Origin of the sequence: Tumebacillus lipolyticus (genome assembly GCF_042682745.1) — a bacterium.
GTDB classification, from domain to species: domain Bacteria; phylum Bacillota; class Bacilli; order Tumebacillales; family Tumebacillaceae; genus Tumebacillus_A; species Tumebacillus_A lipolyticus.
Genome location: NZ_JBHUIO010000002.1, coordinates 1,005,230 through 1,025,911, shown reverse-complemented (window position 1 = coordinate 1,025,911; position 20,682 = coordinate 1,005,230). Strand labels below are relative to the sequence as shown.

Genomic DNA, 20,682 nt, shown 5'->3' with positions numbered 1-20,682 from the left:
TGAATACACCTTTTCAAATGGTAGGGTATCGAAAACGCAGAAAGCCTGTCGCTCCTGAAGAGCGACAGGCTTTCTGCTGCTGTCAGACCCGAATGTCGATCATCTGACCGCGCATCGGGTCGAGGGATGCCAGTTGGTTGACGATCTGCAGCTGGGCGGGAGCTTGGGACTGGCCCATGTTCATCGCCTGTTTCAGAGCCCACAGATTGACCGCTTGTGAGACGCTGGAAACTTCCATGCAAAACACCTCCAATGAAATAAGTATAATCGACAGAATCATATGAACTCTAGTCAAAAATCGGTCAAAAAGCGACCGATCGACCAAAAGCAGGATGAAGTCGCTCCGCTGCCGAAAGGAAAAGGGGAGAGGAGTGAAGGAAATGCTGACAGAATTACAGCCTGCGTTGCAAAAGATGATCGATGACGCGAAGGGAACGTACGGGGTGTCGATCTATCATTTCGAATCGCAAAGCGAGTTTCAATCGCAAGCGGATGAGTGGTTTTACGCGGCGAGCATCATCAAAGTACCGATCATGGCGGCCGTATTCGATCAGGTTGCGAAAGGCAAATTCAGCTTTTCCGATACGCTTGCTTTGCGGGCGGAAGACATGGTGCCAGGCTCAGGTCTTTTGCAAAACGTAAGCCCCGGCCTGCAACTGCCGATCTATGATTACACGGTGCTGATGATCATCGACAGCGACAACACGGCGACCAACGTTCTGATCGATCAGATCGGCACGGAGGCGATTCAGGCGGCGATGGCCGAGTGGGGGCTGCAAAACAGCCGCTTTTATAACAAGCTTTCGGTGATTCCGGCAAAGGTTGAACATTACAACACGATCACTCCTCGCGAGATGACCGAGCTGTTGAAGCTGATCGCAACCGGAAAAGTGGTCTCCTGGCGAGCCTGTTCGGAGATGATCAAGATCATGAAGATGCAAAAGCATAACGAAGGTCTGCCCAGCCAACTGCCGACACAGGATGGGCCGATCGGTGAACTACCGCTCTGGGAGTGTGCGCATAAGACCGGCTGGATCAACGGCACCGACCATGATATGGGATTGCTTTATTTCCCGCGCAATACGTTTGCCGTCTCCGTCTTTGGCAAAGAGATCGCCGAGCGCAAAGACGCGCATCAGCTGATGGGGGACATCGGGCGACTGCTCTATGCGGCGACCGCTCGCTGATCGGTGTCAAACAGAGACATGATCACAGTTTTGTCAGAGATGACACTCTTGTTTTTATTGAAATCTGACAATTCGTATGATAGAATTTTTTTTGTTGAGTTTTGGCCGAATCTGAAAAATTTTCAGTACGGGGGATATTTTAGAATTTTGGGGTGAACCGCCATCTGGCGGAGGGTTGCTCTCGACCCGAACCCGTCAACTAACCTCGGAGGCCTTGCGGGAGGTCAATCATTTTATGAAACGTCAGCTGAGAGTTTGCATGCTTGCGATGATCATGATCGCGTCTCCAGTGGCGGCGTCTGCAGTTCAAGCGGCGCCGGATGCGTATGGGGATCATATGCTCGTGATCGGCTCCACCGGTTCGAATGTGACGAAGCTTCAACAGGATCTGCGACTGCTCGGATACTTCTCCTATCCGGAAAACACCGGCTACTATGGGGAGATCACGGCGACTGCAGTCAAGAAATTTCAGGCTGCTCACGGATTGGAGCAAAATGGTAAGGTCGGTGCCACGACCGGTCCGCTGATCGACCAAGCGGCGGCGAAGCTCCGTCCCGCCACCCCTCAGGTGGTCGAGACTGCGATGAAATATGTGGGAGTGCCTTACAAATGGGCGGGCAACACGCCGAGCGGCTTTGACTGCTCTGGATATGTCTCCTATGTGATGGCACAGCAAGGCGTGCATCTGCCGCGCATCTCCACCGATATGTACAAAGGCGGCACGCAGACGACCTCTCCCAAAGCGGGCGATCTGGTCTTTTTCTCCACGTATGGCCCAGGGGCGACTCATGTCGGGATCTATCTCGGCAATGGTCAGTTTATCTCGGCCGACTCGACGTACGGAGTGAAGGTGGACACGCTAAGTGGCGGCTATTGGGGCGCGCGCTATATCGGCGCACGTTCATACCTCTAATCTGATCGATTCCTTTGACAATAAAGTGTGGATTCCTCAAAAATTACCAGAGATGTCGAAAAGGAATTTATCTACTTCTGTCTAATTACATCAATACAACAGTAAAGAAACATACGAAAAAACCTCTGTCCTACCCTCGAGCCGGGAACAGAGGTTTTTTCATTTCTCATGATTCCTCCCATTCGACCAGATGAGGATGCTCGTCTAAGATCGATTCGTACTGTTCCAGCCAGCCGTAGGTGCCATTAGGATCTAAGCGCATGTATGGCGCGCTTACTGATCTGCGATGCGAACGATGTACGACCTTTTTACCGCTATGCGACGTTTGAGCTGGTTTGCTGCGCAGCGTGCGATCTGGTTTTCCAACAGCAGATCGAGCAGGTGAACGCTGCCAGTTAGATCGATGCGACCTACAGGAATCCCTCCTTTGCTCCTAGAGGTTTGATTATGCATATGGAGCGCGAGATCGTCTCTATTCCTGATCGCTTGTCGATCCGTTTGGGCTTGGGAAAAATAATGTAATACATCCTGATGTTTCATGGTACTATTGCCTAAGGCAAAGCGATAGGGAACTGCACGATCACTGTGTTAACAAATTGTTGAAACGTTTCCATCTGTGATATTCTCTACAGATGAAAGGAATGCTAGTACAACCGGATACCTTTTGAGGTGAAAAGAAAATGTTGACTCAATTGATACCCGATCTCTATGTAGAATCGGTTTTCGACATCGATCTCGATCAGCTGGAACAGCGCGGGGTGAAGGCGATCATCACCGACCTTGACAACACGTTGGTTCGCTGGGATGAACCGGATGCCACGCCTAAGCTGATCGAATGGCTCGACCATGTGCGCGATACGCGCGGGATCAAAGTGTGCATCGTTTCGAACAACAAAGATCATCGGGTGGAGCGGTTTTCCAAGCCGTTGAACATCCCCTTTATCGGTCGTGCGCGCAAGCCGAAGCGCGCTCCTTTTCTGCGCGCGCTCGACATGCTGGGCACCCGGCGCGAGGAGACGGTGATGATCGGCGATCAGCTGTTCACCGACGTGCTCGGTGGCAACCGGATGAACATGTATACGATCCTCGTCATGCCGGTGGCAGAGAAAGAGTGGATCGGCACGAAAGTGTTGCGGATGATGGAGCGCATCGCCTTCTCGATCCTGCGCCGCCGCGGAATGATTCCTTGGGAGTGAATGAACAGATGTCCGAGATGGATTTGATTTGTACTGGCTGCGGCATTGGCATCCAGACAGAAGAGAAAGAGCAGCCGGGGTATGCCCCGTTAAACTCGGTGATCGAACGAGAATATCCGGTTTGTCAGCGATGCTATCGGATCAAACATTACAGCGATGTCGCGCCGGTCACGCTCGACAACGCAGGCTTTCAAAAGATTCTTCGCGACATCGGCAAGCGGCCAGCATTGGTCGTGAAAGTGGTCGATCTGTTCGATTTCGCCGGCTCTTGGGTGAAAGAGATCAACAGATATGTGGGCCAAAATCCGATCATCCTCGTCGCCAACAAAGCGGACTTGCTGCCGAAAGTCACCAACTTTGAAAAGGTGGAGCATTGGTTGCAAAAAGAGGTGGAGAAGCAGGGAGTCAAGGTTGCAGACACGATCCTCATCTCCGCGAAGAAGCGAATCAACATCGAATTTGTGAAAGAAGCGATCGAAGAGCGCGTGGGGAATCGTGACGTCTACGTGGTCGGCACCGCCAATGTGGGGAAATCGACCCTGATCAACGGGTTGCTCAACCTCTACGGACAGGAGGAAGGGGCGGAGATCACCACCTCCCGCTATCCTGGTACGACGCTCTCGACGATTAAGATGGACTTGCCCGGTCACAGCGGTTCGATCATCGATACGCCGGGGATCATGACGACGCATCGGCTGACCGATCTGGTCTGCCCGAAATGTCTGCGCACGATCACGCCGGAGACGTACATCAATCCGAAAACGTATCAATTGAACGACAAGCAGACGCTGTTCTTCGGCGGGCTGTGCCGTTTTGATTATCTGGCAGGTGAGAAGCAAGGGTTTACGATCTATTCGGCCAACCAGTTGAGCGTTCATCGCACGAAGCTTGAGAACGCAGACGAGATCTACAGCAAACACCTCGGCACCCTGCTGGTGCCACCGTGTGAAAAATGTCCCGATCATCTGCGGGAGCTGGTGCCGCACAAGATCACGCTCAAGTCGGGACATCCCCAAGACATCGTGATCTCCGGGCTCGGTTGGATCACCGTGCGCGGGATGCATTACACAACGGTGGTCGTCCACGCGCCAAGAGGCGTCGAAGTGCATACGAGACGCGCCCTGATCTAAGCCTTTCCGCGCTCAGCAGTCATATTTCCCCTTTCGCCCCCATACATTTTAGATACAGATGATATAGGGGCGAGGGGATGTAGGTGGAGACGATGACGACAGAGCGCCGCCGATTGGTCAAGCGATATGTAGTGGCCCGATCGGAAGGGGAAGGGTTGCGCCTAGAGCAGCTGATGAGCAAACTGCGCCGAGCGGTGCAGGAGGTTCGCGAAGAAGAGCCTGAACTGCTCGACTATCAGCTGTACGACCTGACTTTCGCCTTGCGGGAAGGCGGCATGCTGGTGCAGATGGAATTTCGAAAATGAGCGGAAGGCCCGATGTTGCGGGTCTTTTTTCTTTGCTTTACGCTTTCTTTGCTTTACACTGAAGGAAAAGGGGAGATGGACATGCCTACCAGCGCAACTCGCTTGGTTGGACTTTTTGGGCATCCGGTCGCGCACTCCAAGTCCCCGCAGATGCACAATGCGGCGTTTGCGCACCTCTCGCTCGACTACTCCTATCTGGCATTCGATGTGGAGCCGAAGAGGTTGCAGAGCGCAGTCGAATCGATTCGCACCCTCCGGATGCGCGGCGTGAATGTGACGATCCCGCACAAGGTGGCGATCATCCCCTACTTGGATCGGCTGAGCAGGGAGGCAGAATTGATCGGGGCGGTGAACACGGTCGTCAATGATCAAGGCGTGTTGACCGGCTACAACACAGACGGGATCGGATATCTCTCCGCTCTGGAGGAGGAGACTGGATTCAATGTCAGCGGACAGCGCGTGCTGGTGTTGGGCGCGGGCGGTGCAGCCCGCGCGGTCACCGTGCAGCTCGCACTGCGGGGGACTTCCGAGCTGGTGGTCGCAGCGCGCACAGCAGAAAAGGCGGCAGGGTTGGTCGATGAGCTCCAGGCGCTCACTCGATCGGCTGCCCTCTCTTGGGAAGCGGCGGCCGCACAGCTCGACGCGTACGATCTGATCATCAACACCACCCCGGTGGGCATGCACCCTGATGATGGTGCGTTGCCGATTCAAGTGGAGCGATTGCGCCCTGGGCAGGTGGTGAGCGACCTGATCTACAATCCGCTGCACACGCGCTTGTTGCAGGAGGCGAAGGCGCGCGGTTGCATCACCGTCGGCGGGCTTGGGATGTTTATCCACCAAGGTGCACACGCGTTTGCTCACTGGACCGGAGTGGACGCTCCGGTGGATGTGATGAGGCGAACGGTGGAAACCTGCTTGTAGACGTGCTATACTCAATCTTTAATAGTAAGCGACAGACTGTGAAGGAGTATGAAATAGTATGCTGACTGGGAAACAAAAGCGCTACTTGCGCTCGCTCGCACATCACCTCAATCCGGTGACACAGGTGGGCAAAGGTGGCGTTTCTGACAACATGATCGAGCAGATCAACCTGACTTTTGAAACGCATGAACTGATCAAAATCTCCATCTTGCAAAACTGCGAAGAGGAGAAAGATGTGGTGGCCAGAGCACTTGCTGAGCGCTCAGGCGCTGAGCTCGTCCAACTGATCGGCAAGACGGTCGTTCTCTACAAGGAGTCTGCGGAGGACAAGCAGATCCAATTGCCGAACTAGTTGGATCTGAACTGGAAAATGAGGAGGAGGTGCTGACGATGCGCCTTGGCATCTTCGGCGGCACCTTCGACCCGGTGCATATCGGGCACCTCGTCGCAGCGCAAGTGTCGCTTGAGCAAGCGGGGCTGGACAAGGTGCTGTTCATGCCGGCAGGGGTGAACCCGCTGAAAGTGGGCAGATCGATCCGCGAGGGAAAGGATCGCCTGGCGATGGTGCGCTTGGCGATCGAAGGTGCGCCGAAGTTCGAAGCGTGCGATTGGGAGCTGACCAGACCGGGTCCCTCGTTTACGGTCGACACCCTTGAGCATTTTCAGCAGCTCTATCCGCAGGCGGAACTGTTTTTGATCATCGGGGCGGACAATCTGCAGATCCTGCCGAAATGGCGCGCTGTCGATCGCATCTTGGAGATCGCGACCATCTTGGCGGTGACACGCCCCGGCTTTGACCTGACGACCAGCGCCGAAACGGTGCTCGCCTTGCGCACAGATCTGAGCGATCGCGTTCGCTATGTGGACATCCCGGGGTTGAACATCTCCTCCACGTGGATCCGTGAGCGAATGTTGAAGAATCTATCTGTTGAGCATCTCGTTCCCTCTAAGGTCATACGGTACAGTAAGGAGAACAGCCTATATGAACGAATTGGAGATTAAAGAGCTGATTCGCGAAACGCTAAGTCCGCGCCGCTTTCAACATGTCTGCGGCGTGGTGGAAGCGGCAGAGGAGCTGGCGAGCCGTTTTGGTGTCGATCCAAAAAAAGCGCGCATCGCTGGATGGATTCACGATTATGTGCGCGAGTGGCCGGTCGATCGGTGGTATGAAGTGGCGAAGGAGCGGGGCGTGAACCCTGAGTTTTTCGATGTGGCGGAGATGCTGCACGGCCCGATCGCAGCTTCGATGCTGTCCGATGTGTTCGGCATTGACGACAAGGAGATCGCAGACGCGATTCGCTATCACACCTCCGGCCGGATCGGGATGTCACAGCTTGAAAAAGTGGTTTGTTTGGCAGACTACATCGAAGCGGGCCGATCTTTTCCGGCTGTGGAGGAACTGCGGGAAAAAGCGAAGGCAGATCTTGATCTGGCATTGGCTTCTGCGTTCGATAACACGATTCGCTTCCTGCTCGACAAGAACAAGCCGATCTTTCCGCTGACGATCTATGCGCGCAACGACCTCTGGCGCACAGTTTCGGACAGGCGGACACTTTAACGGAACGCATCGAATATGATGTACTACCTGTAGTCCCACTTTTGATTAGGAGGCATGCAAATGAGCGATCGAGTATTGGAATTGGCGTATACTGCTGCGGACGCTGTGGCAGATAAAAAAGCGAACGATGTGGTGGTCCTCGACATTCAAGGACTTTCGGTGATCGCCGACTATTTTATCATCTGCAGCGGGAATTCCAACACTCAAGTACAAGCAATCGCAAATGGCGTGCGCGATAAACTTGCCAAACAAGGTTATGTCATCAAATCGATGGAAGGGTATGACGAAGCGCGTTGGGTTTTGCTTGACTTTGGTGATGTTGTGGTTCATGTGTTCCGCCAAGAAGAACGAGAGTTTTACAACCTGGAGCGCGTCTGGGGGGACGCGAAACAGCTGAGCCTCGTATAAGGAAGGTTTTTCGAAGTGAGCGATCAAAATCAAGGCAGTTACGGAGAGTTTGCCCTGTTTTACGACCAGCTGATGGCAGATGCACCGTACCAGTCCTGGATGGTTTTTTTGGAAGAGGCGCTGACCAGAAACGGTCTGTCGCCGCGACATATCGCCGATCTTGGCTGCGGTACAGGGACGATCTCGCTGATGCTGCATGAGCGAGGGTATAAGGTGACCGGCGTCGATCTGTCGGAGGACATGCTCGCACAGGCGGAAGCGAAGCTACAGGCGCATTCTCCTCGGCTTCGCTTTCTTTGCCAAGATGTTCGCGAGCTGATCCTGCCTGAGAAATGCGACGTGGCGATCGCCTTTTGCGACGGGCTCAACTACATTCTCGACGAAGATTCGCTCGGCCAAGCGTTCGCGCGAGTAAAATCGCAGTTGCGGCCGGGAGGAATGTTTCTCTTCGACATGCATACGATCTACAAACTGCGTGAAAAGCTCGGTCAAAATGTATTTTATGAGGTGGGCGAAGAAGTGACCTACCTGTGGCAGAGTCGCTATGAGCAGGAGACGGCGACCGTCGAGTATGACATCACGTTTTTTGCGATCGAGGATGAGGAAGAGCAGCTGTATCGAAGATTTCACGAGCGTCACGTCCAGCGTGCCTATGAGCGGTCGACAGTCGAGCAACTTTTGACCGATGCAGGCTTTCAAACAGTACAAGTATATGCTGACTTTGGTTGGGACGTGCCAACAGAATCGACAGAACGCTACTTTTTTCTCGCGAGATAGGCAGAGCGCCCGAACGATTCGGGCGCTTTTTTGCTGGCTGCACCCTAGTGGTCGCATCATTCGTCCTGTTGCAGGCGAGGCGATCCTGCGGGGAAGCTTGCACGCTTTGGCAGCAGAGAGGGGAACCGCTTGAGCGATCGAGCGGTTTTTTGTTGCGGCAGGGGGGCGCACAGCTTGGACGAGCTGCGCTTTCACCCATCTTTTGTGGATCGAATACCTTATGGTACTCCACGGGAGAGAAGGTGAAGGGCCAGATATGTTTGTGCACCTCGTCAAAGCGGGGGAGACGATCGCGAGCATCGGCCGTGCGTACGGGGTGAGCGGTGCGGAGATCGAACAGCTCAATGGCTGGCTGGATGACAGCTTGGTGTCTGGCTGTTCCCTGCTCGTACCGTCGCCAGTTCCCACCACCTTGCTGACCTATCCGATTCGCGCGGGCGACACCTTACGCAAAATCGCTAACCGATTTCACATGCCGGAGAAGATGGTGTTGGCCTCCAATCTGATCACAGCCGAAACGGTCGTGCCTGGTCAGCGGCTCACCTTGCCAGTGCCGCTGTTTGCGAAGCACAGGATGGAAGTGCACATGCGCTGGGAAGTGCAGGAAGAGGCGCATGATCTGCAGACGCTAGAAGAGGCGAAAGACAGCATCTCCTCCGTTTCGATCGCCTATGCGCTGGCGGAGGAGGACGGTGCTCTGCGCATGCCGCCCTTCCTCTCGCCGCAGTTGGTCGAGGAGCTGAGCAGAGCGCAGACGTGCGGGTTGCTCCTGCTCACGATGGCCGATGGGGACTGTGTCGACCGATTGCTCAGCCATCTGCCGAGCAGGCGCGCCTTTTTTTCGGCGCTGCGGTCGAAGATCAGCGAGAACGGTTTGATCGGGCTGCATCTGGAGATGCCGGAGATGAGCCCGCAACTCCGGCCGCTGTTCAATGGCTTTGTCCGTGAACTGTCCCTGCGGCTCAAACGGATCGATTGCAAGCTCTACCTCAGCGTGCCAGCGCATGCGGAGGATAACCCTGAGCATCTGCGCTTCGGCGCTTATGATCTGCAGTTTCTCTGTCAGCATGTCGATCGCCTCGTCTGGAAGGCGGACGAAGTGTTCGGGAGGTTGGAAGGTCCGCCGATGGCGGTCGCGCCCCTGCATCTGATCGAGCGGTCACTGCGCTATGCGCTGACCGTCGTCCCCCGGCAAAAATTGCTGCTCGGACTCCCGTTTTTCGGTTATGATTGGCCGATCCCCTATCGACTCGATCGGTTGCCGACCTTGATCTTGCATGGTCACTGTGACGATGAAGTCCTGCAGCCGAAGCAGATCTGCTGGGATGATCGAGCGATGTCGCCGATGTTTCACTACAGGAATGAGGACGGAGAAAAACGGGAAGTCTGGTATGAAGATGTTCGCAGCCTTGCTGCAAAACTGCATCTTGTCACCCAGCTTAAGCTGGCTGGGATCTCCTGCCTCGTGCATGGCAGCACGCTGGAGTCAAAATGGCGATTGCTAAAGGACACCTATTCCATTCACAGAGATGCGCAATGAACGGACTTATGTCTCCTGAGAAAACACAAAATGATCTGATTGTTCGTGTTGACAAAACGTTTTTCAAATGCGTATACTACTAACAACAAGTTGCACATCATGTTAGATGAGCTGGCGTTGAAGAGGAGCAGTAATTCGACCGACTTTTCAGAGAGCCGACGGTCGGTGAGAGTCGGTAAAGATTTGTCGAATGAACTCGCCTCAGAGCCGCAGCGGGGAATCGAGTACTCGTTGCCGTTTCGTCCACGTTATCGGACGTAATGAGAGCTCCTGTCCTCCGTTTGTGACAGGTGCTGAATTAGGGTGGTACCACGGGAATGTTTACTCAACCTCTCGTCCCTAGCGAACCGAGCGCTGGGGGTGGGAGGTTTTATTATGTCTCCGCACTCTTGCGCTACTTCCATCATCAAAGGAGGTTTTCCTCATGAGCGAACGACGCTATGAACCTGCACAGATCGAACAAAAGTGGCAAACTCATTGGGAAGAGACGCGCGCTTTTGCGACAGGAAGCGACCCGAACAAACCGTACTATTACACGCTGGAGCAATTCCCCTATCCGTCGGGGCGCCTGCATATGGGCCACGTTAGGGTCTACACGATCGGCGATGTGGTTGCCCGCTTCAAAAAGCAGCAAGGATACAACGTGCTGCACCCGATGGGCTGGGATGCGTTTGGGATGCCGGCGGAGAACTATGCGATCAAGCATGGTGTTCATCCGAACGTCTCCACCTACGAGAACATCGACTTTATGAAAAAACAGCAAAAGGAACTGGGCATCTCCTACGACTGGTCCCGCGAGCTTGCCACCTGTTCGCCAGACTACTACAGATGGACGCAGTGGCTGTTCCAGCTGTTCTATGAACGAGACCTCGCATACAAGAAGAAGGCGGCGGTCAACTGGTGTCCCGAATGCTCGACGGTGCTGGCCAACGAGCAGGTAGAAGATGGCGGTTGCTGGCGCTGTGGCACCGAAGTGGTGAAAAAGGATCTGGAGCAATGGTTCTTCCGCATCACCGACTATGCGGATCGCCTGCTGGACGATCTTGACAACCTGCCTGGCTGGCCGGACAAAGTCAAGACGATGCAGCGCAACTGGATCGGCAAGAGCACAGGCGCAGACGTCACCTTCGCGATCGCCGGAACGGACGAGACGGTCACCGTCTTCACCACCAGACCGGACACGCTGTTCGGAGTCTCCTATCTGGTGCTCGCACCGGAGCATGAGCTGGTCGGCAAGCTGATCGCCGGAACGCCGCGCGAGCAGGAGATCAAGGCGTTTGTCGACGCGGTGCGCAAGGCGTCGGAGATCGAGCGCACCTCCACCGATGCGGAGAAGCAGGGCGTCTCGATCGATGCGTTCGCCGTTCATCCGCTGACCGGGGAGCAAGTGCCGATCTGGATCGCCAACTACGTGCTGCCCGATTACGGGACAGGTGCGGTGATGGGCGTGCCGGCGCACGATGAGCGCGACTTCGAATTTGCCAGCAAGTACCAGCTGCCGAAGCAAGTCGTCATCCAGCCTGCCGCGGGCGAGATCGGCGAGCTGAACGCTGCGATCACCGAGGATGGCACGATGGTCAACTCGGGCGAGTTCGATGGCCTGCACAACCGCGAGGCGCTGGTCAAGATCGTGGAAAAACTGTCCGGGATGGGCGCGGGCTCGATGACCACCTCGTTCCGCCTGCGCGACTGGTTGATCTCGCGTCAACGCTACTGGGGGGCGCCGATCCCGATGATCCAGTGCTCCGCTTGCGGAACAGTTCCGGTGCCGAAAGATCAGCTGCCCGTCCTGTTGCCAGAACAGGTTGACTTCGGGGTGAAAGGCAAGTCGCCGCTCGCGACCAACGATGAGTTTGTCAACACGACCTGCCCGTCCTGCGGCGGACATGCGACTCGCGAGACAGATACGATGGATACGTTTATCGACTCCTCTTGGTACTACCTGCGCTACATCTCCGCACAGGATGAGACGAAAGTTTTCGACACAGAGGCGGTCAACAACTGGCTGCCGGTCGACAAATATATCGGGGGCATCGAGCATGCGGTCTTGCACCTGCTGTACTCCCGCTTCTTCACCAAAGTGCTGTATGACGCGGGGATGGTCAACTTTACAGAACCGTTCGAAAGCCTGCTGACGCAAGGCATGGTCGTGCTCAACGGCGCGAAGATGTCCAAGTCGAAAGGCAATGTCGTCTCGCCGGAAGACATCATCGCAAAATATGGTGCCGATACGGCTCGCGTGTTCATGCTGTTCGCAGCTCCGCCGGATCGCGACTTGGAGTGGAGCGATCAAGGCATCGAGGGCGCGCATCGCTTCTTGGGGCGCGTCTGGCGGATGGTCGAGTCGAACATGGCGATCATCAGACGGGGTGGCACGCCAAACATTGCGGGCGATGCGGAGAAAAAGATGCGCATGGCGATGCATGCGGCGATCAAAAAGGTCACCGAGGACATCGGGGAGCGCTATCAGTTCAACACCGCCATCTCGGCGATCATGGAGCTGGTCAACGCGATCTATTCGTATCCGGAACAGGCGAATGCGGCGCTGAAGGCGGAAGCGATCGAAACGGCCGTTCGCCTGCTCTATCCGGCCGCACCGCACATCGCGTCCGAACTGTGGGAAGCGATGGGCAAGGCGAAGTCGCTGATCGAAGTTGCGTGGCCTGTGTACGATCAGTCGGCGCTCGTGCTCGATGAGATCGAATATGTGGTGCAGATCAACGGGAAAGTTCGCGACAAGATCGTCTTCCCGGCGAGCGCCACTCGCGAAGAGGTCGAAAAGGCGGTCATCGAATCGGAAAAGGTTCATGCGCTGATCGAGGGCAAGACGATCAAAAAGGTGATCGTGGTGCCGAGCAAACTGGTCAATCTGGTGATCGGCTAGTTGGGAGGAAGCCCCTGCAGAGCGATTCTGCAAGGGCTCTTCTTTTGGTCGGGAGAAATTTACCTGAAGGAATTTGTAGTCAGATAGAGAAATAGTGTAGGCTATGGAATCAAAGTCGGGAGGAATACGCAGAGATGAGTGAATCGAACACCTATTACATCAAACAAGTCTGGCGCAAGAAGGGGGACGCTTTGTTCGATCGCATTTCGTTCAAAGAAGCGAACAAAGCACAGGAACTCAGCCAGACGACTCGTCCTGTTCTGTTGCTGGAGACGAAGGCCAACGGCGGCTCCAATGCTGTGTTTGCGATTGGCCGCGTGTCAGAGCCGGTTGTCATTGAAGAAGAGATGACTTACCCAGGACAGACGGGTGAGTTTTTCTATCATGTTCCATTTACCTATACGGTTGCATTGGAGAACAAGCAGGACGGGATTACACGCGAGGAGCTGCAGGAGCTGACCGGACAGAAGTTCACTCCGCAGGTCAAGGGCGGGCTGTACGAGATCGGGGAGAGCGAGTATCAGCAGCTGGCGGCGCTGTTGAACGAGCGGGGTGCCCAAGCATCGCTGCCAGCCGATCAAGCTGTTCAGGCGGAGCAGCCGCTCGCAAAAGCTGATGTCGCACAACAGGCGGTCACAGCAGCTCAACCTGATCGGAAGGCGGACGCTCGATTGCTCGCAGCGTTAAACGGGGCGGTATCGCTGCTGCAAGAGCGACCCGATCTGCGCGTGGTGATCGCAGCGGGCAAGGTGGACGCTTATCCGGCAGCGCTGCGTCAAGATGATGATCTCGATCGCTTGCAGGCGGCGATCGGTGAGTACCTGCGCGGCGCTGGCCACGCGGAGCTCGATGCGGCAGCACGCGAAGCGGCGGCGGCGGGAGGTTCGTCGACGCGCTACCTGAACGTGATCAAGCTGGTCGCCAAGCTGGTCGGCGAAGGCAAATATTCGAGCGTGCAGATTCCTGCCGCCCAAGCGGCGTTCGCATCGACCGCAAGCTTGCCGCATCCATATGATGCGATCGAGCTCAGCGGCGATCTCGGTCACCATGTCTTGAGCCTTGATGGCACCCTGTATTCGACAGAGGGGAAAGTCATTCAACATTTCTTGGGTCTGTGATCTTATATACGTAAAAAACCGGGCTGGAAGATGCATTCCAGCCCGGTTTTTTTGTCGGTTGCTTACCGCTCTCTATTTTTATCTTCGTGGCGTTCGATCGCCAGTTCAATCAGCTTTTCCAGCAGTTGGTCGTAGGGGAGGCCGGTGACTTCCCAAAGCTTCGGATACATCGAGAAGATGGTGAAGCCGGGGAACGTGTTGATCTCATTGATCAAGAACTGTCCGGTTTTGCGGCAGAGGAAAAAATCGACGCGGGAGAGGCCGGAACCGTCGATCGCTAGGAACGCTTGGATCGCCAGTTGGCGCACCTCGTCAGACTGTTCAGGTGTCAGATCGGCAGGAATGATCATCACCGATTCGCCATCCAAATATTTCGCTTGATAGTCATAAAAATCTTCGCTCGACGAGACGATCTCGCCAGCGACAGAAGCTGCCGGTTCCTCGTTGCCGAGCACGGCGACTTCGATCTCGCGACCGTCGACCGCCTCTTCGATGATGATCTTGCGGTCATATTTTGCAGCGAGCTGCAGGGCGAGATGCAGCTCCTCTCTGTTTTTCGCTTTCGAAATGCCGACAGAGGAGCCGAGGTTGGCCGGCTTGATGAAGCACGGATAGCCGATCGAAGCTTCCACCCGCTCGGTGACAAGCTCCGGCTCGCGCTCAAAGCGAGAGCGCAACACCACTTCATAGCGCGCCTGCTTCAGTCCTTCTTCGGCAAACACCTTTTTCATCATCGCTTTGTCCATGCCGACAGAAGAGGCGAGCACGCCAGCTCCGACATAGGGGAGGTTCAACAGTTCAAACAAACCCTGCACCGTTCCATCTTCACCAAACGGACCGTGCAGAATGGGTAAAATCACATCGATGTCACCGACAGATGACAGGGGCATGATCGCGCCCTGCGCGAGCGGGGTGAGCTCGGTGACCGCTTCCGCTTCTACCTCGTCTGTGAGCAGCTGCGTGGGAATCGGCGCTCCCAGCGCATTGTAGGCGCCGAGGCCTACGTGCCACGTTCCTTTCTTATCGATGCCGATCGGCAGTACGTCAAATTTTGCTGGGTCTAAATTCTCGATGACAGATCGAGCAGATTGGATGGATACCTCATGTTCGCCAGATTTGCCGCCAAAGACAACTCCGACTCTGATCTTCCGGTTCATCCTCTCACTCCTTTCCTTGTAACCACTTTATTATGCAAAAGGTCTAGGCGTGTGTCCAGACGAAAAAACCCTGGATCGAAGTCCAGGGTCATTTTTTATCGCGATCTACCTGTTTGAGCTCTTCGAGTTCGATGCAGAACTCGTTAAATTCATCCAGACATTCTTGGTTTTGGTGGAAGAACAGCACGAGGTTGTTTAACGCATCCATTGTGGAAGGCGAAACGTGATGCTCGATGCCCTCCACATCGTTTTGAATCGTCTCCTCTGAGACGCCGAGGATGCGCAAAAACTCTTCCAGCATCTTGTGGCGCTGTTTCATCAGCTTGCCGAGCTGCTCCCCTCTTGGAGTGAGCACGATCCCGCGGTACTTCTCATAGGTGACCAACTTCTTCTCGTCCAACTTCTGAATCATCTTGGTGACGGAGGACGGCTGTACAGACAGCGAGGAGGCGATGTCTGAGACGCGGGCATACCCTTTGTCTTTCATCAGCTCATAGATTTTTTCAAGGTAATCCTCCATGCTCGATGTCAGCATCTCTAATCCTCACTTTCCCTATCAATGGCACATACCATTCTACACCATCTGGACAGCGCTTACAAGCGATCGTCCCACGGCATATACCCTTTGCGCTTCAGGTAGCGGTACAGAATGCGCTCGAAAAAGCGATTGATCTTCGTGCGCCAATCCTCTTTGGCGGAGATCGGATCCACCCAGATCGTATAAAATCCGAATCGGTTGCCGCCGACGATGTCGGTCAGCAGTTGATCTCCGATCACCACCGTGTCGCGGGAAGTGGTGTGCAGCAGTCGCAGCGCTCTGTCGAACGGATGCCCCCAAGGCTTGCGCGCTTCGTAGACGAACGGGATGCCGAGCGGGCGGGCGAACGAGGCGACGCGAAGCTCTCGGTTGTTGGAGACGATCACCACTTTCATGCCGTGCTGATGAATCGCGCGCAGCCAGCCGGTCAAGTCTGCTGTCAGCTTGGAGCTGTTCAGCTCGACGAGCGTGTTGTCGAGGTTGGTGATCACGCCTTTGATCCCTCGCGCTTGCAGTTGATCCAACTGAATGTCGTAGATCGAGTGCAGGTGGAGGCTGGGCACAAACTTTTCAAAAAACATCTCGGAGACCTCCTCAGCATTGATCGGTTATCGGTAGGGTTGGCGGGAGCGGTGAGGAGGATGCAGGTAATTTTTTGTCAGTTGGTGACTACCTTTGTCTAGGGGGAGGAAAACAATTCCTGCAAAGCGAACTGTAGTCGGGAACTCTGTTGGAGAGGAGGCGCGATCGATGCGCATGCAGAAGAAAGAGCGACTGATTCTCTTGGTGTTTCTATTCGGCATCCTGCTCGCCGGCAGTGTGTATCTGTATGGTGGCAAGCAGGGAACGGCAAAGGAGGCGGGCATCGAACTGGAACAAAACATGCAGCGCACCCCTGTGCTGGACAAGATCAAAGTCCATGTCAAAGGGGAAGTTCACCATCCTGGCGTCTACCAGCTGCCGACCGATTCCCGCGTCGTCGACGCGATTCAGGCGGCAGGCGGTTCCACAGAAGGCGCAGATTTAGCAGGGATCAATCTCGCACAGGTGATCGAGGATGGCGGCCAGATCGTCGTGCCGTCCGAAGCGGCGTCTGCGCAAGCGACCCAGCCGCAGCCACCGCAGCAGGCGGGCAAGCTCAACCTCAACACGGCCACCGCCGAACAGTTGGACACGCTGCCGGGCATCGGCTCGATTCGCGCCCAAGCGATCGTGGAGCATCGGCAAACGCATGGACGCTTTTTTCAGGTCGATGATCTGAAGCAAATCTCCGGGATCAGCAAAAAGCTGATCGACGGGCTGCGCGACAAAGTCTATGTGGAATGATCGACGAGCTGCGCGGGCAGACTTGGAGCTGCCGCGTGACAGCTTGCAGTTTCCACAACCGAACCCCTTCATTTTCCCCCTCACACTCCACCATTTCCCTCGCTGCAACGCGCAAGCATGAGGGTCCACAGATCGATCTACACACATTCTCAAACGAATCATCGAGAGGAAGCTCAAGAGGAAGCGGAGAGGAACTACAATGCGCCGACCAGTGTTTACGCTAGGTCTCTTTTTTGCTTTCGGAATCGCGATGGCAGGCCATTCCTGGATCGTCGTGGTTGTCAGCTTCTGCATGCTGCTCGTCACCAGGAAGTGGTTGCTCGTGCTGGCGTTTGCTGTCGGCACCTTTTATGCGAGCAGCTACGAGTGGGCGCATCGACCGTCGCTCGAAGCGTATGTCGGGCAGCAGGTGACGATCGAAGGGACGGTGGTCTCAGAGCCGACATGGAAAGGGGGAACGTGGAGCTTTCACTTGCGGAGCGCAGGAGGGGAGCGCGCGGTCGTCCGTCTGAAACAGAGCCGAGAGCAAAAGGTCGACGATGGCGACCTCCTGCGAATCGAAGGCGTGTTGGAGCGCCTGTCGCCACCGAAAAATCCGGGCGGGTTTGATGCCCGCGCCTACTACGGGCGGCTTGGCATCCACTATTCGTTGTCCGCTCAGGCGCATCAGAAGATCGGCAGAGCGGATCGAGGCTTGCACGGACGGCTGCTCGTGCCGCTCCGACAGAAACTGATCGGTGTCGTCGCGCAACATTTCCCTGGTGAAGGGGGCGATGTGATCGCCGGGCTGCTGTTTGGCATCACCTCTGAGATCGACGAGGAGACGATCGACTCGTTTCGGGTGATGGGGGTGGTGCACATCTTGGCCGTATCGGGTGCAAATGTGGCGATGCTGCTGGTGCCCTTTCTCGCCCTGCTGAAACGATTGAACATCTCGGAGCGCAAGCGCTTTGCGCTCGGCATCGTGCTCGTTCTGCTCTACGGTGGGGTCACCGCAGGCGGCCCTTCTGTCGTCAGAGCATGTGTGATGGCTGTCGTCTGGTGCATCTCGCGCATCGTCAGCCGGGACAGCGACCTGCTCACCTCGTGGGCGCTTGCCGGATGGATCGCCCTGCTGATCAATCCGCTTTCGCTCCAAGACCTCGGCTTTCAGCTGACGATGATCCTGACGCTCGGACTCTTCACGCTGACAGCCCCATTGCGCCACCTGTTTCACGCGCTCCCCGACCGGCTGGCGTCGCTCTTCGCGATCACGCTGGCGGCGGAGCTGCTCTCCGTCCCGCTCGTCCTCACAGTAACCCCCACCTTCACCCCGATCTCCTTTTTTGCCAACCTCTTGATCGTGCCGATTCTCATCCTGCTGTTGCCGCTCTCCGTCCTGACGATTCTGCTCGGCCTGCTCCATCCGCTTGCGGGCTTCCTTCCCGCCTGTGCGGCCAGGATGTTGCTCGACATGCTGCTGCAGCCGCTGCTCTTCGCAGGGAGGGAAGCGTGGTTCGCGCAGCATTATCGTGCGCCTGCAGCATGGTGGCTCTGCTGCTACTACGCAGGCTGGTGTGGCGTTGCCTGCCGAAGCTTTCCCGGATCGGCGAAGCTCGCCACCTGGTATGCTGCTTGGCGCAAACCAGCCGTGGCGCTGCTCTCGATCTTCCTCCTCCTGACGCACTTGCTGCCCCAGCTTGTCCCGCAACAGCTGTCCGTCCTGTTTCTCGATGTGGGGCAGGGCGATGCGGCGCTGATCAGAACGCCGAGCGGGCAGGTGATGCTGGTCGACAGCGGCGGCATTCCCAGCTTTGCAAAGAGCGATTTCGATGTCGGGGCGCGCATCGTCGTCCCGGCGCTTTCCTCCTACGGCATCGACAGGATCGATGTGCTCGTGCTCACGCATGCGGATGAAGACCACATCAAAGGGATGAAAGCGGTCCTGCAGCACTTTTCGATCGGTCAGGTCTGGCTGTCCAATCGGCAAGATCCAAGCCCGTTTTTCCAAGACCTGTTGCGCGAGATCGGAGCGCGGCAGATCCCGATCTATGAGCCGAGAGCAGGCTGGTCGATCAGTCTGGAGGATCGCTTGCGCATCACCTTCTGGAACCCGCCCAAGCGTCAGCTCAGCAGCGAGGACGACAGCAATGAGAACTCGCTCGTCTTCTCCCTGCAGTACAAGGAGCGGACGTTTCTCTTCACCGGCGATGCGGAAGGGTACAGCACAACGCTTCCTCATGTGGACGTCCTCAAAGTTCCACATCATGGAAGCCGAACAGATCGAGATATCAACTTCTCGCTCGACCATGCGATCTTGTCTGTCGGTGCGCGCAACAGCTACGGTCATCCCGCTCCTTCCACCATCGAGCGCTTGGAGCAGAAAGGTGCGCACATCTGGCGCACCGATCGAGCGGGCGCTGTCGAGTGCACGACAGATGGTCGCGCGCTGACGATCAGATCTTGGCTCGGGGTGGAGGAGTTGCGCGAGGGAGCAGGGTCGCTGCGCCGCTCCTCGCTCTGGAAATAATAGAGGATTGATCGACAGGCGGAATCGTCGTACGCTAACAGGAAAGATCGGAGACTGGGGAAGGGTGCCGCGATGAAACAGAGCGTCGAACAGCAGATCACAGAGCTGCAAGAGCTGACAAAACGGATCGCCGAACAGCGCCATGAGGTTCTGAAGCTTGAGACTGGCAAGTTTATTCGGTCGTTTGTAGACTTGACAGTCGCTGTCGAGCAGATCGACGGAATCAGAGAGCTGTTGCGCGGGCGAGCCGATCAGCTGATCAGCAATCAGGAGGACACGGAGCGCAAACTGCGCAAAGAGCGTTTCAAGTTGGTGCACAGCCGCAAATAGATCGGATCGCAGTCGATCCAGAAAGTCCCGCCCATTTCTTCGCATAGAGGGGATCGCCAAGAAAGATACTGAGGCTATACCTATCTGGGTTGAAAAGGGGGAGCTTTCTTTCATGTATGAAACTTGGGTCAAGATGATGATCGATATCCTCGATGAGCTGGCCCCTGTCACCATCGTTCGCTCTCGGCTGGAGATGCCGCTCGGCTCGGTGAGCGGCGACTTGAGCACGCTGATCCGCTCGCGCCTCGATCTGCTCGATGAGTCCAGCCCGTGGTGCGATCTGGACATCGAACAGGCGGGCGAAGAGGTGCACATCTCCTTTTTGGTTCATGTGCCGAACTTGAACAAGCGTCGAGACGAAGAGATCGTGCGCGATGTGCAGGGAACAGGTCATGTACACTCGATCTCGCTGCTGACGCCGGTCGGTCATGCCGGAAGGGAAACGTATGTGATCAGAGGGGAGCGCCGGCTGCCGCTCGATCACCCGACAGACAATCCGAACTCGGCGACGCACGACCTGGCCGAACTGCTGGTCACGCTGATGCGAGTGGGCGGGTATGATCGTGAAGCGGCGAGCGACAGCGAAGCGGATGATCTGGTCACCTGGGGTGGCGCATGAGCAAGCTGCCGCCGGAACGAACGCCTAGTCACTTCGACGAATCGGCGCTGCATCAGCTGTTTCGGATGCAGCCTGAACATCTGACGCACGGGCAGATGGTGCGGCGGGAGCTCTTTCCACGCTGGGAAGTGATTCGCCCAACCGGCTACAACCCGGTTGACGCGGAGACGAAGCGCATTCAAGAGCTGCTTGCCGAATCGAACCAACAATTGCATTGATCGAGCGATAGATGACCCTCCGCGTTTTCGACCGGAGGGTTTTTGCAT

Annotated in this window: 24 protein-coding genes, 1 riboswitch and 1 other annotated feature; of the genes, 20 read left to right on the top strand and 4 right to left on the bottom strand. The window is 56.0% G+C overall.

The features are described from left to right. Positions 1 to 82: 82 nt before the first annotated feature. Positions 83 to 238: a putative motility protein gene (locus tag ACFSOY_RS04130; protein ID WP_386044256.1), complete on the bottom strand. Its 156-nt coding sequence runs from the start codon at positions 236 to 238 to the stop codon at positions 83 to 85. Positions 239 to 380: 142 nt separating this feature from the next. Between ACFSOY_RS04130 and ACFSOY_RS04125 the strand changes: the two genes are divergently transcribed. The 15 genes from ACFSOY_RS04125 (at position 381) to ACFSOY_RS04055 (ending at position 13,937) form a co-directional block, all read left to right on the top strand. After that, positions 381 to 1,187 carry a serine hydrolase gene (locus ACFSOY_RS04125; RefSeq protein WP_386044255.1) on the top strand — a complete coding sequence of 269 codons (807 nt, stop codon included), beginning with the start codon at positions 381 to 383 and terminating at the stop codon, positions 1,185 to 1,187. 93 nt (positions 1,188 to 1,280) lie between these two features. After that, a riboswitch (cyclic di-AMP (ydaO/yuaA leader) is annotated at positions 1,281 to 1,415 on the top strand. A gap of 7 nt (positions 1,416 to 1,422) precedes the next feature. Then, positions 1,423 to 2,100, top strand: coding sequence for a C40 family peptidase (locus ACFSOY_RS04120; protein WP_386044254.1), 678 nt, complete (start codon positions 1,423 to 1,425; stop codon positions 2,098 to 2,100). A 264-nt stretch (positions 2,101 to 2,364) separates the two neighbouring features. Then, positions 2,365 to 2,499: a hypothetical protein gene (locus tag ACFSOY_RS04115; RefSeq protein WP_386044253.1), complete on the top strand. Its 135-nt coding sequence runs from the start codon at positions 2,365 to 2,367 to the stop codon at positions 2,497 to 2,499. A gap of 281 nt (positions 2,500 to 2,780) precedes the next feature. Continuing rightward, a complete protein-coding gene (locus ACFSOY_RS04110; protein WP_386044252.1) occupies positions 2,781 to 3,296 on the top strand; it encodes a YqeG family HAD IIIA-type phosphatase in 516 nt (171 codons plus the stop codon). A gap of 8 nt (positions 3,297 to 3,304) precedes the next feature. Then, positions 3,305 to 4,426, top strand: coding sequence for a ribosome biogenesis GTPase YqeH (gene yqeH, locus ACFSOY_RS04105; RefSeq protein ID WP_386044251.1), 1,122 nt, complete (start codon positions 3,305 to 3,307; stop codon positions 4,424 to 4,426). Positions 4,427 to 4,509: 83 nt separating this feature from the next. Further along, complete coding sequence (locus ACFSOY_RS04100) at positions 4,510 to 4,731, top strand: hypothetical protein (protein ID WP_386044250.1); 222 nt, start codon at positions 4,510 to 4,512, stop codon at positions 4,729 to 4,731. A gap of 81 nt (positions 4,732 to 4,812) precedes the next feature. Beyond that, positions 4,813 to 5,652: a shikimate dehydrogenase gene (gene aroE, locus ACFSOY_RS04095; protein WP_386044249.1), complete on the top strand. Its 840-nt coding sequence runs from the start codon at positions 4,813 to 4,815 to the stop codon at positions 5,650 to 5,652. A 58-nt stretch (positions 5,653 to 5,710) separates the two neighbouring features. Beyond that, positions 5,711 to 6,004 carry a ribosome assembly RNA-binding protein YhbY gene (gene yhbY, locus ACFSOY_RS04090; protein ID WP_386044248.1) on the top strand — a complete coding sequence of 98 codons (294 nt, stop codon included), beginning with the start codon at positions 5,711 to 5,713 and terminating at the stop codon, positions 6,002 to 6,004. A gap of 38 nt (positions 6,005 to 6,042) precedes the next feature. Next, a complete protein-coding gene (gene nadD / locus ACFSOY_RS04085) occupies positions 6,043 to 6,654 on the top strand; it encodes a nicotinate-nucleotide adenylyltransferase (protein WP_386044247.1) in 612 nt (203 codons plus the stop codon). Then, positions 6,635 to 7,210 (top strand): bis(5'-nucleosyl)-tetraphosphatase (symmetrical) YqeK, encoded by a 576-nt coding sequence (gene yqeK / locus ACFSOY_RS04080; RefSeq protein ID WP_386044246.1) that lies wholly within the window; start codon positions 6,635 to 6,637, stop codon positions 7,208 to 7,210. Before nadD ends, yqeK begins: the two co-directional genes overlap by 20 nt. Positions 7,211 to 7,270: 60 nt before the next feature. Continuing rightward, on the top strand, positions 7,271 to 7,618 hold the full coding sequence (rsfS, locus tag ACFSOY_RS04075) for a ribosome silencing factor (protein ID WP_386044245.1): 348 nt from the start codon (positions 7,271 to 7,273) through the stop codon (positions 7,616 to 7,618). Between the two features lie 15 nt (positions 7,619 to 7,633). After that, positions 7,634 to 8,395: a class I SAM-dependent DNA methyltransferase gene (locus ACFSOY_RS04070; protein WP_386044244.1), complete on the top strand. Its 762-nt coding sequence runs from the start codon at positions 7,634 to 7,636 to the stop codon at positions 8,393 to 8,395. A 256-nt stretch (positions 8,396 to 8,651) separates the two neighbouring features. Further along, a complete protein-coding gene (locus tag ACFSOY_RS04065; RefSeq protein WP_386044243.1) occupies positions 8,652 to 9,935 on the top strand; it encodes a LysM peptidoglycan-binding domain-containing protein in 1,284 nt (427 codons plus the stop codon). Positions 9,936 to 10,043: 108 nt separating this feature from the next. Continuing rightward, positions 10,044 to 10,279 (top strand) — a binding site (T-box leader). Between the two features lie 80 nt (positions 10,280 to 10,359). Continuing rightward, positions 10,360 to 12,819 (top strand): leucine--tRNA ligase, encoded by a 2,460-nt coding sequence (gene leuS, locus ACFSOY_RS04060; protein WP_386044242.1) that lies wholly within the window; start codon positions 10,360 to 10,362, stop codon positions 12,817 to 12,819. A 134-nt stretch (positions 12,820 to 12,953) separates the two neighbouring features. Then, positions 12,954 to 13,937 carry a hypothetical protein gene (locus tag ACFSOY_RS04055; RefSeq protein WP_386044241.1) on the top strand — a complete coding sequence of 328 codons (984 nt, stop codon included), beginning with the start codon at positions 12,954 to 12,956 and terminating at the stop codon, positions 13,935 to 13,937. A gap of 62 nt (positions 13,938 to 13,999) precedes the next feature. On the opposite strand, the gene ACFSOY_RS04050 is transcribed toward ACFSOY_RS04055, so the two are convergent. The 3 genes from ACFSOY_RS04050 to ACFSOY_RS04040 all read right to left on the bottom strand — a co-directional run bounded on the left by ACFSOY_RS04050 (position 14,000) and on the right by ACFSOY_RS04040 (position 16,213). After that, positions 14,000 to 15,094, bottom strand: coding sequence for a D-alanine--D-alanine ligase (locus ACFSOY_RS04050; RefSeq protein ID WP_386044240.1), 1,095 nt, complete (start codon positions 15,092 to 15,094; stop codon positions 14,000 to 14,002). A gap of 88 nt (positions 15,095 to 15,182) precedes the next feature. Beyond that, positions 15,183 to 15,629 carry a transcriptional regulator MntR gene (gene mntR / locus ACFSOY_RS04045; protein WP_386044239.1) on the bottom strand — a complete coding sequence of 149 codons (447 nt, stop codon included), beginning with the start codon at positions 15,627 to 15,629 and terminating at the stop codon, positions 15,183 to 15,185. A gap of 59 nt (positions 15,630 to 15,688) precedes the next feature. Beyond that, positions 15,689 to 16,213: a YqeG family HAD IIIA-type phosphatase gene (locus ACFSOY_RS04040; RefSeq protein WP_386044238.1), complete on the bottom strand. Its 525-nt coding sequence runs from the start codon at positions 16,211 to 16,213 to the stop codon at positions 15,689 to 15,691. Positions 16,214 to 16,382: 169 nt separating this feature from the next. Here ACFSOY_RS04040 and ACFSOY_RS04035 point away from each other — a divergent pair, with 169 nt between their 5' ends. From ACFSOY_RS04035 to ACFSOY_RS04015, 5 genes are all read left to right on the top strand, one after another. Continuing rightward, on the top strand, positions 16,383 to 16,958 hold the full coding sequence (locus ACFSOY_RS04035) for a helix-hairpin-helix domain-containing protein (protein ID WP_386044237.1): 576 nt from the start codon (positions 16,383 to 16,385) through the stop codon (positions 16,956 to 16,958). Between the two features lie 199 nt (positions 16,959 to 17,157). Beyond that, positions 17,158 to 19,467, top strand: a complete 2,310-nt coding sequence (locus ACFSOY_RS04030) for a DNA internalization-related competence protein ComEC/Rec2 (protein WP_386044236.1) — start codon at positions 17,158 to 17,160, stop codon at positions 19,465 to 19,467. A 72-nt stretch (positions 19,468 to 19,539) separates the two neighbouring features. After that, complete coding sequence (locus ACFSOY_RS04025; protein WP_386044235.1) at positions 19,540 to 19,797, top strand: hypothetical protein; 258 nt, start codon at positions 19,540 to 19,542, stop codon at positions 19,795 to 19,797. A 112-nt stretch (positions 19,798 to 19,909) separates the two neighbouring features. Then, the gene (locus tag ACFSOY_RS04020) at positions 19,910 to 20,416 is read left to right on the top strand and encodes a hypothetical protein (RefSeq protein WP_386044234.1); all 507 of its coding nucleotides are present in this window, start codon (positions 19,910 to 19,912) and stop codon (positions 20,414 to 20,416) included. Then, positions 20,413 to 20,634, top strand: coding sequence for a hypothetical protein (locus ACFSOY_RS04015; RefSeq protein WP_386044233.1), 222 nt, complete (start codon positions 20,413 to 20,415; stop codon positions 20,632 to 20,634). The genes ACFSOY_RS04020 and ACFSOY_RS04015 overlap by 4 nt, the downstream gene beginning before the upstream one ends. Positions 20,635 to 20,682 lie beyond the last annotated feature (48 nt).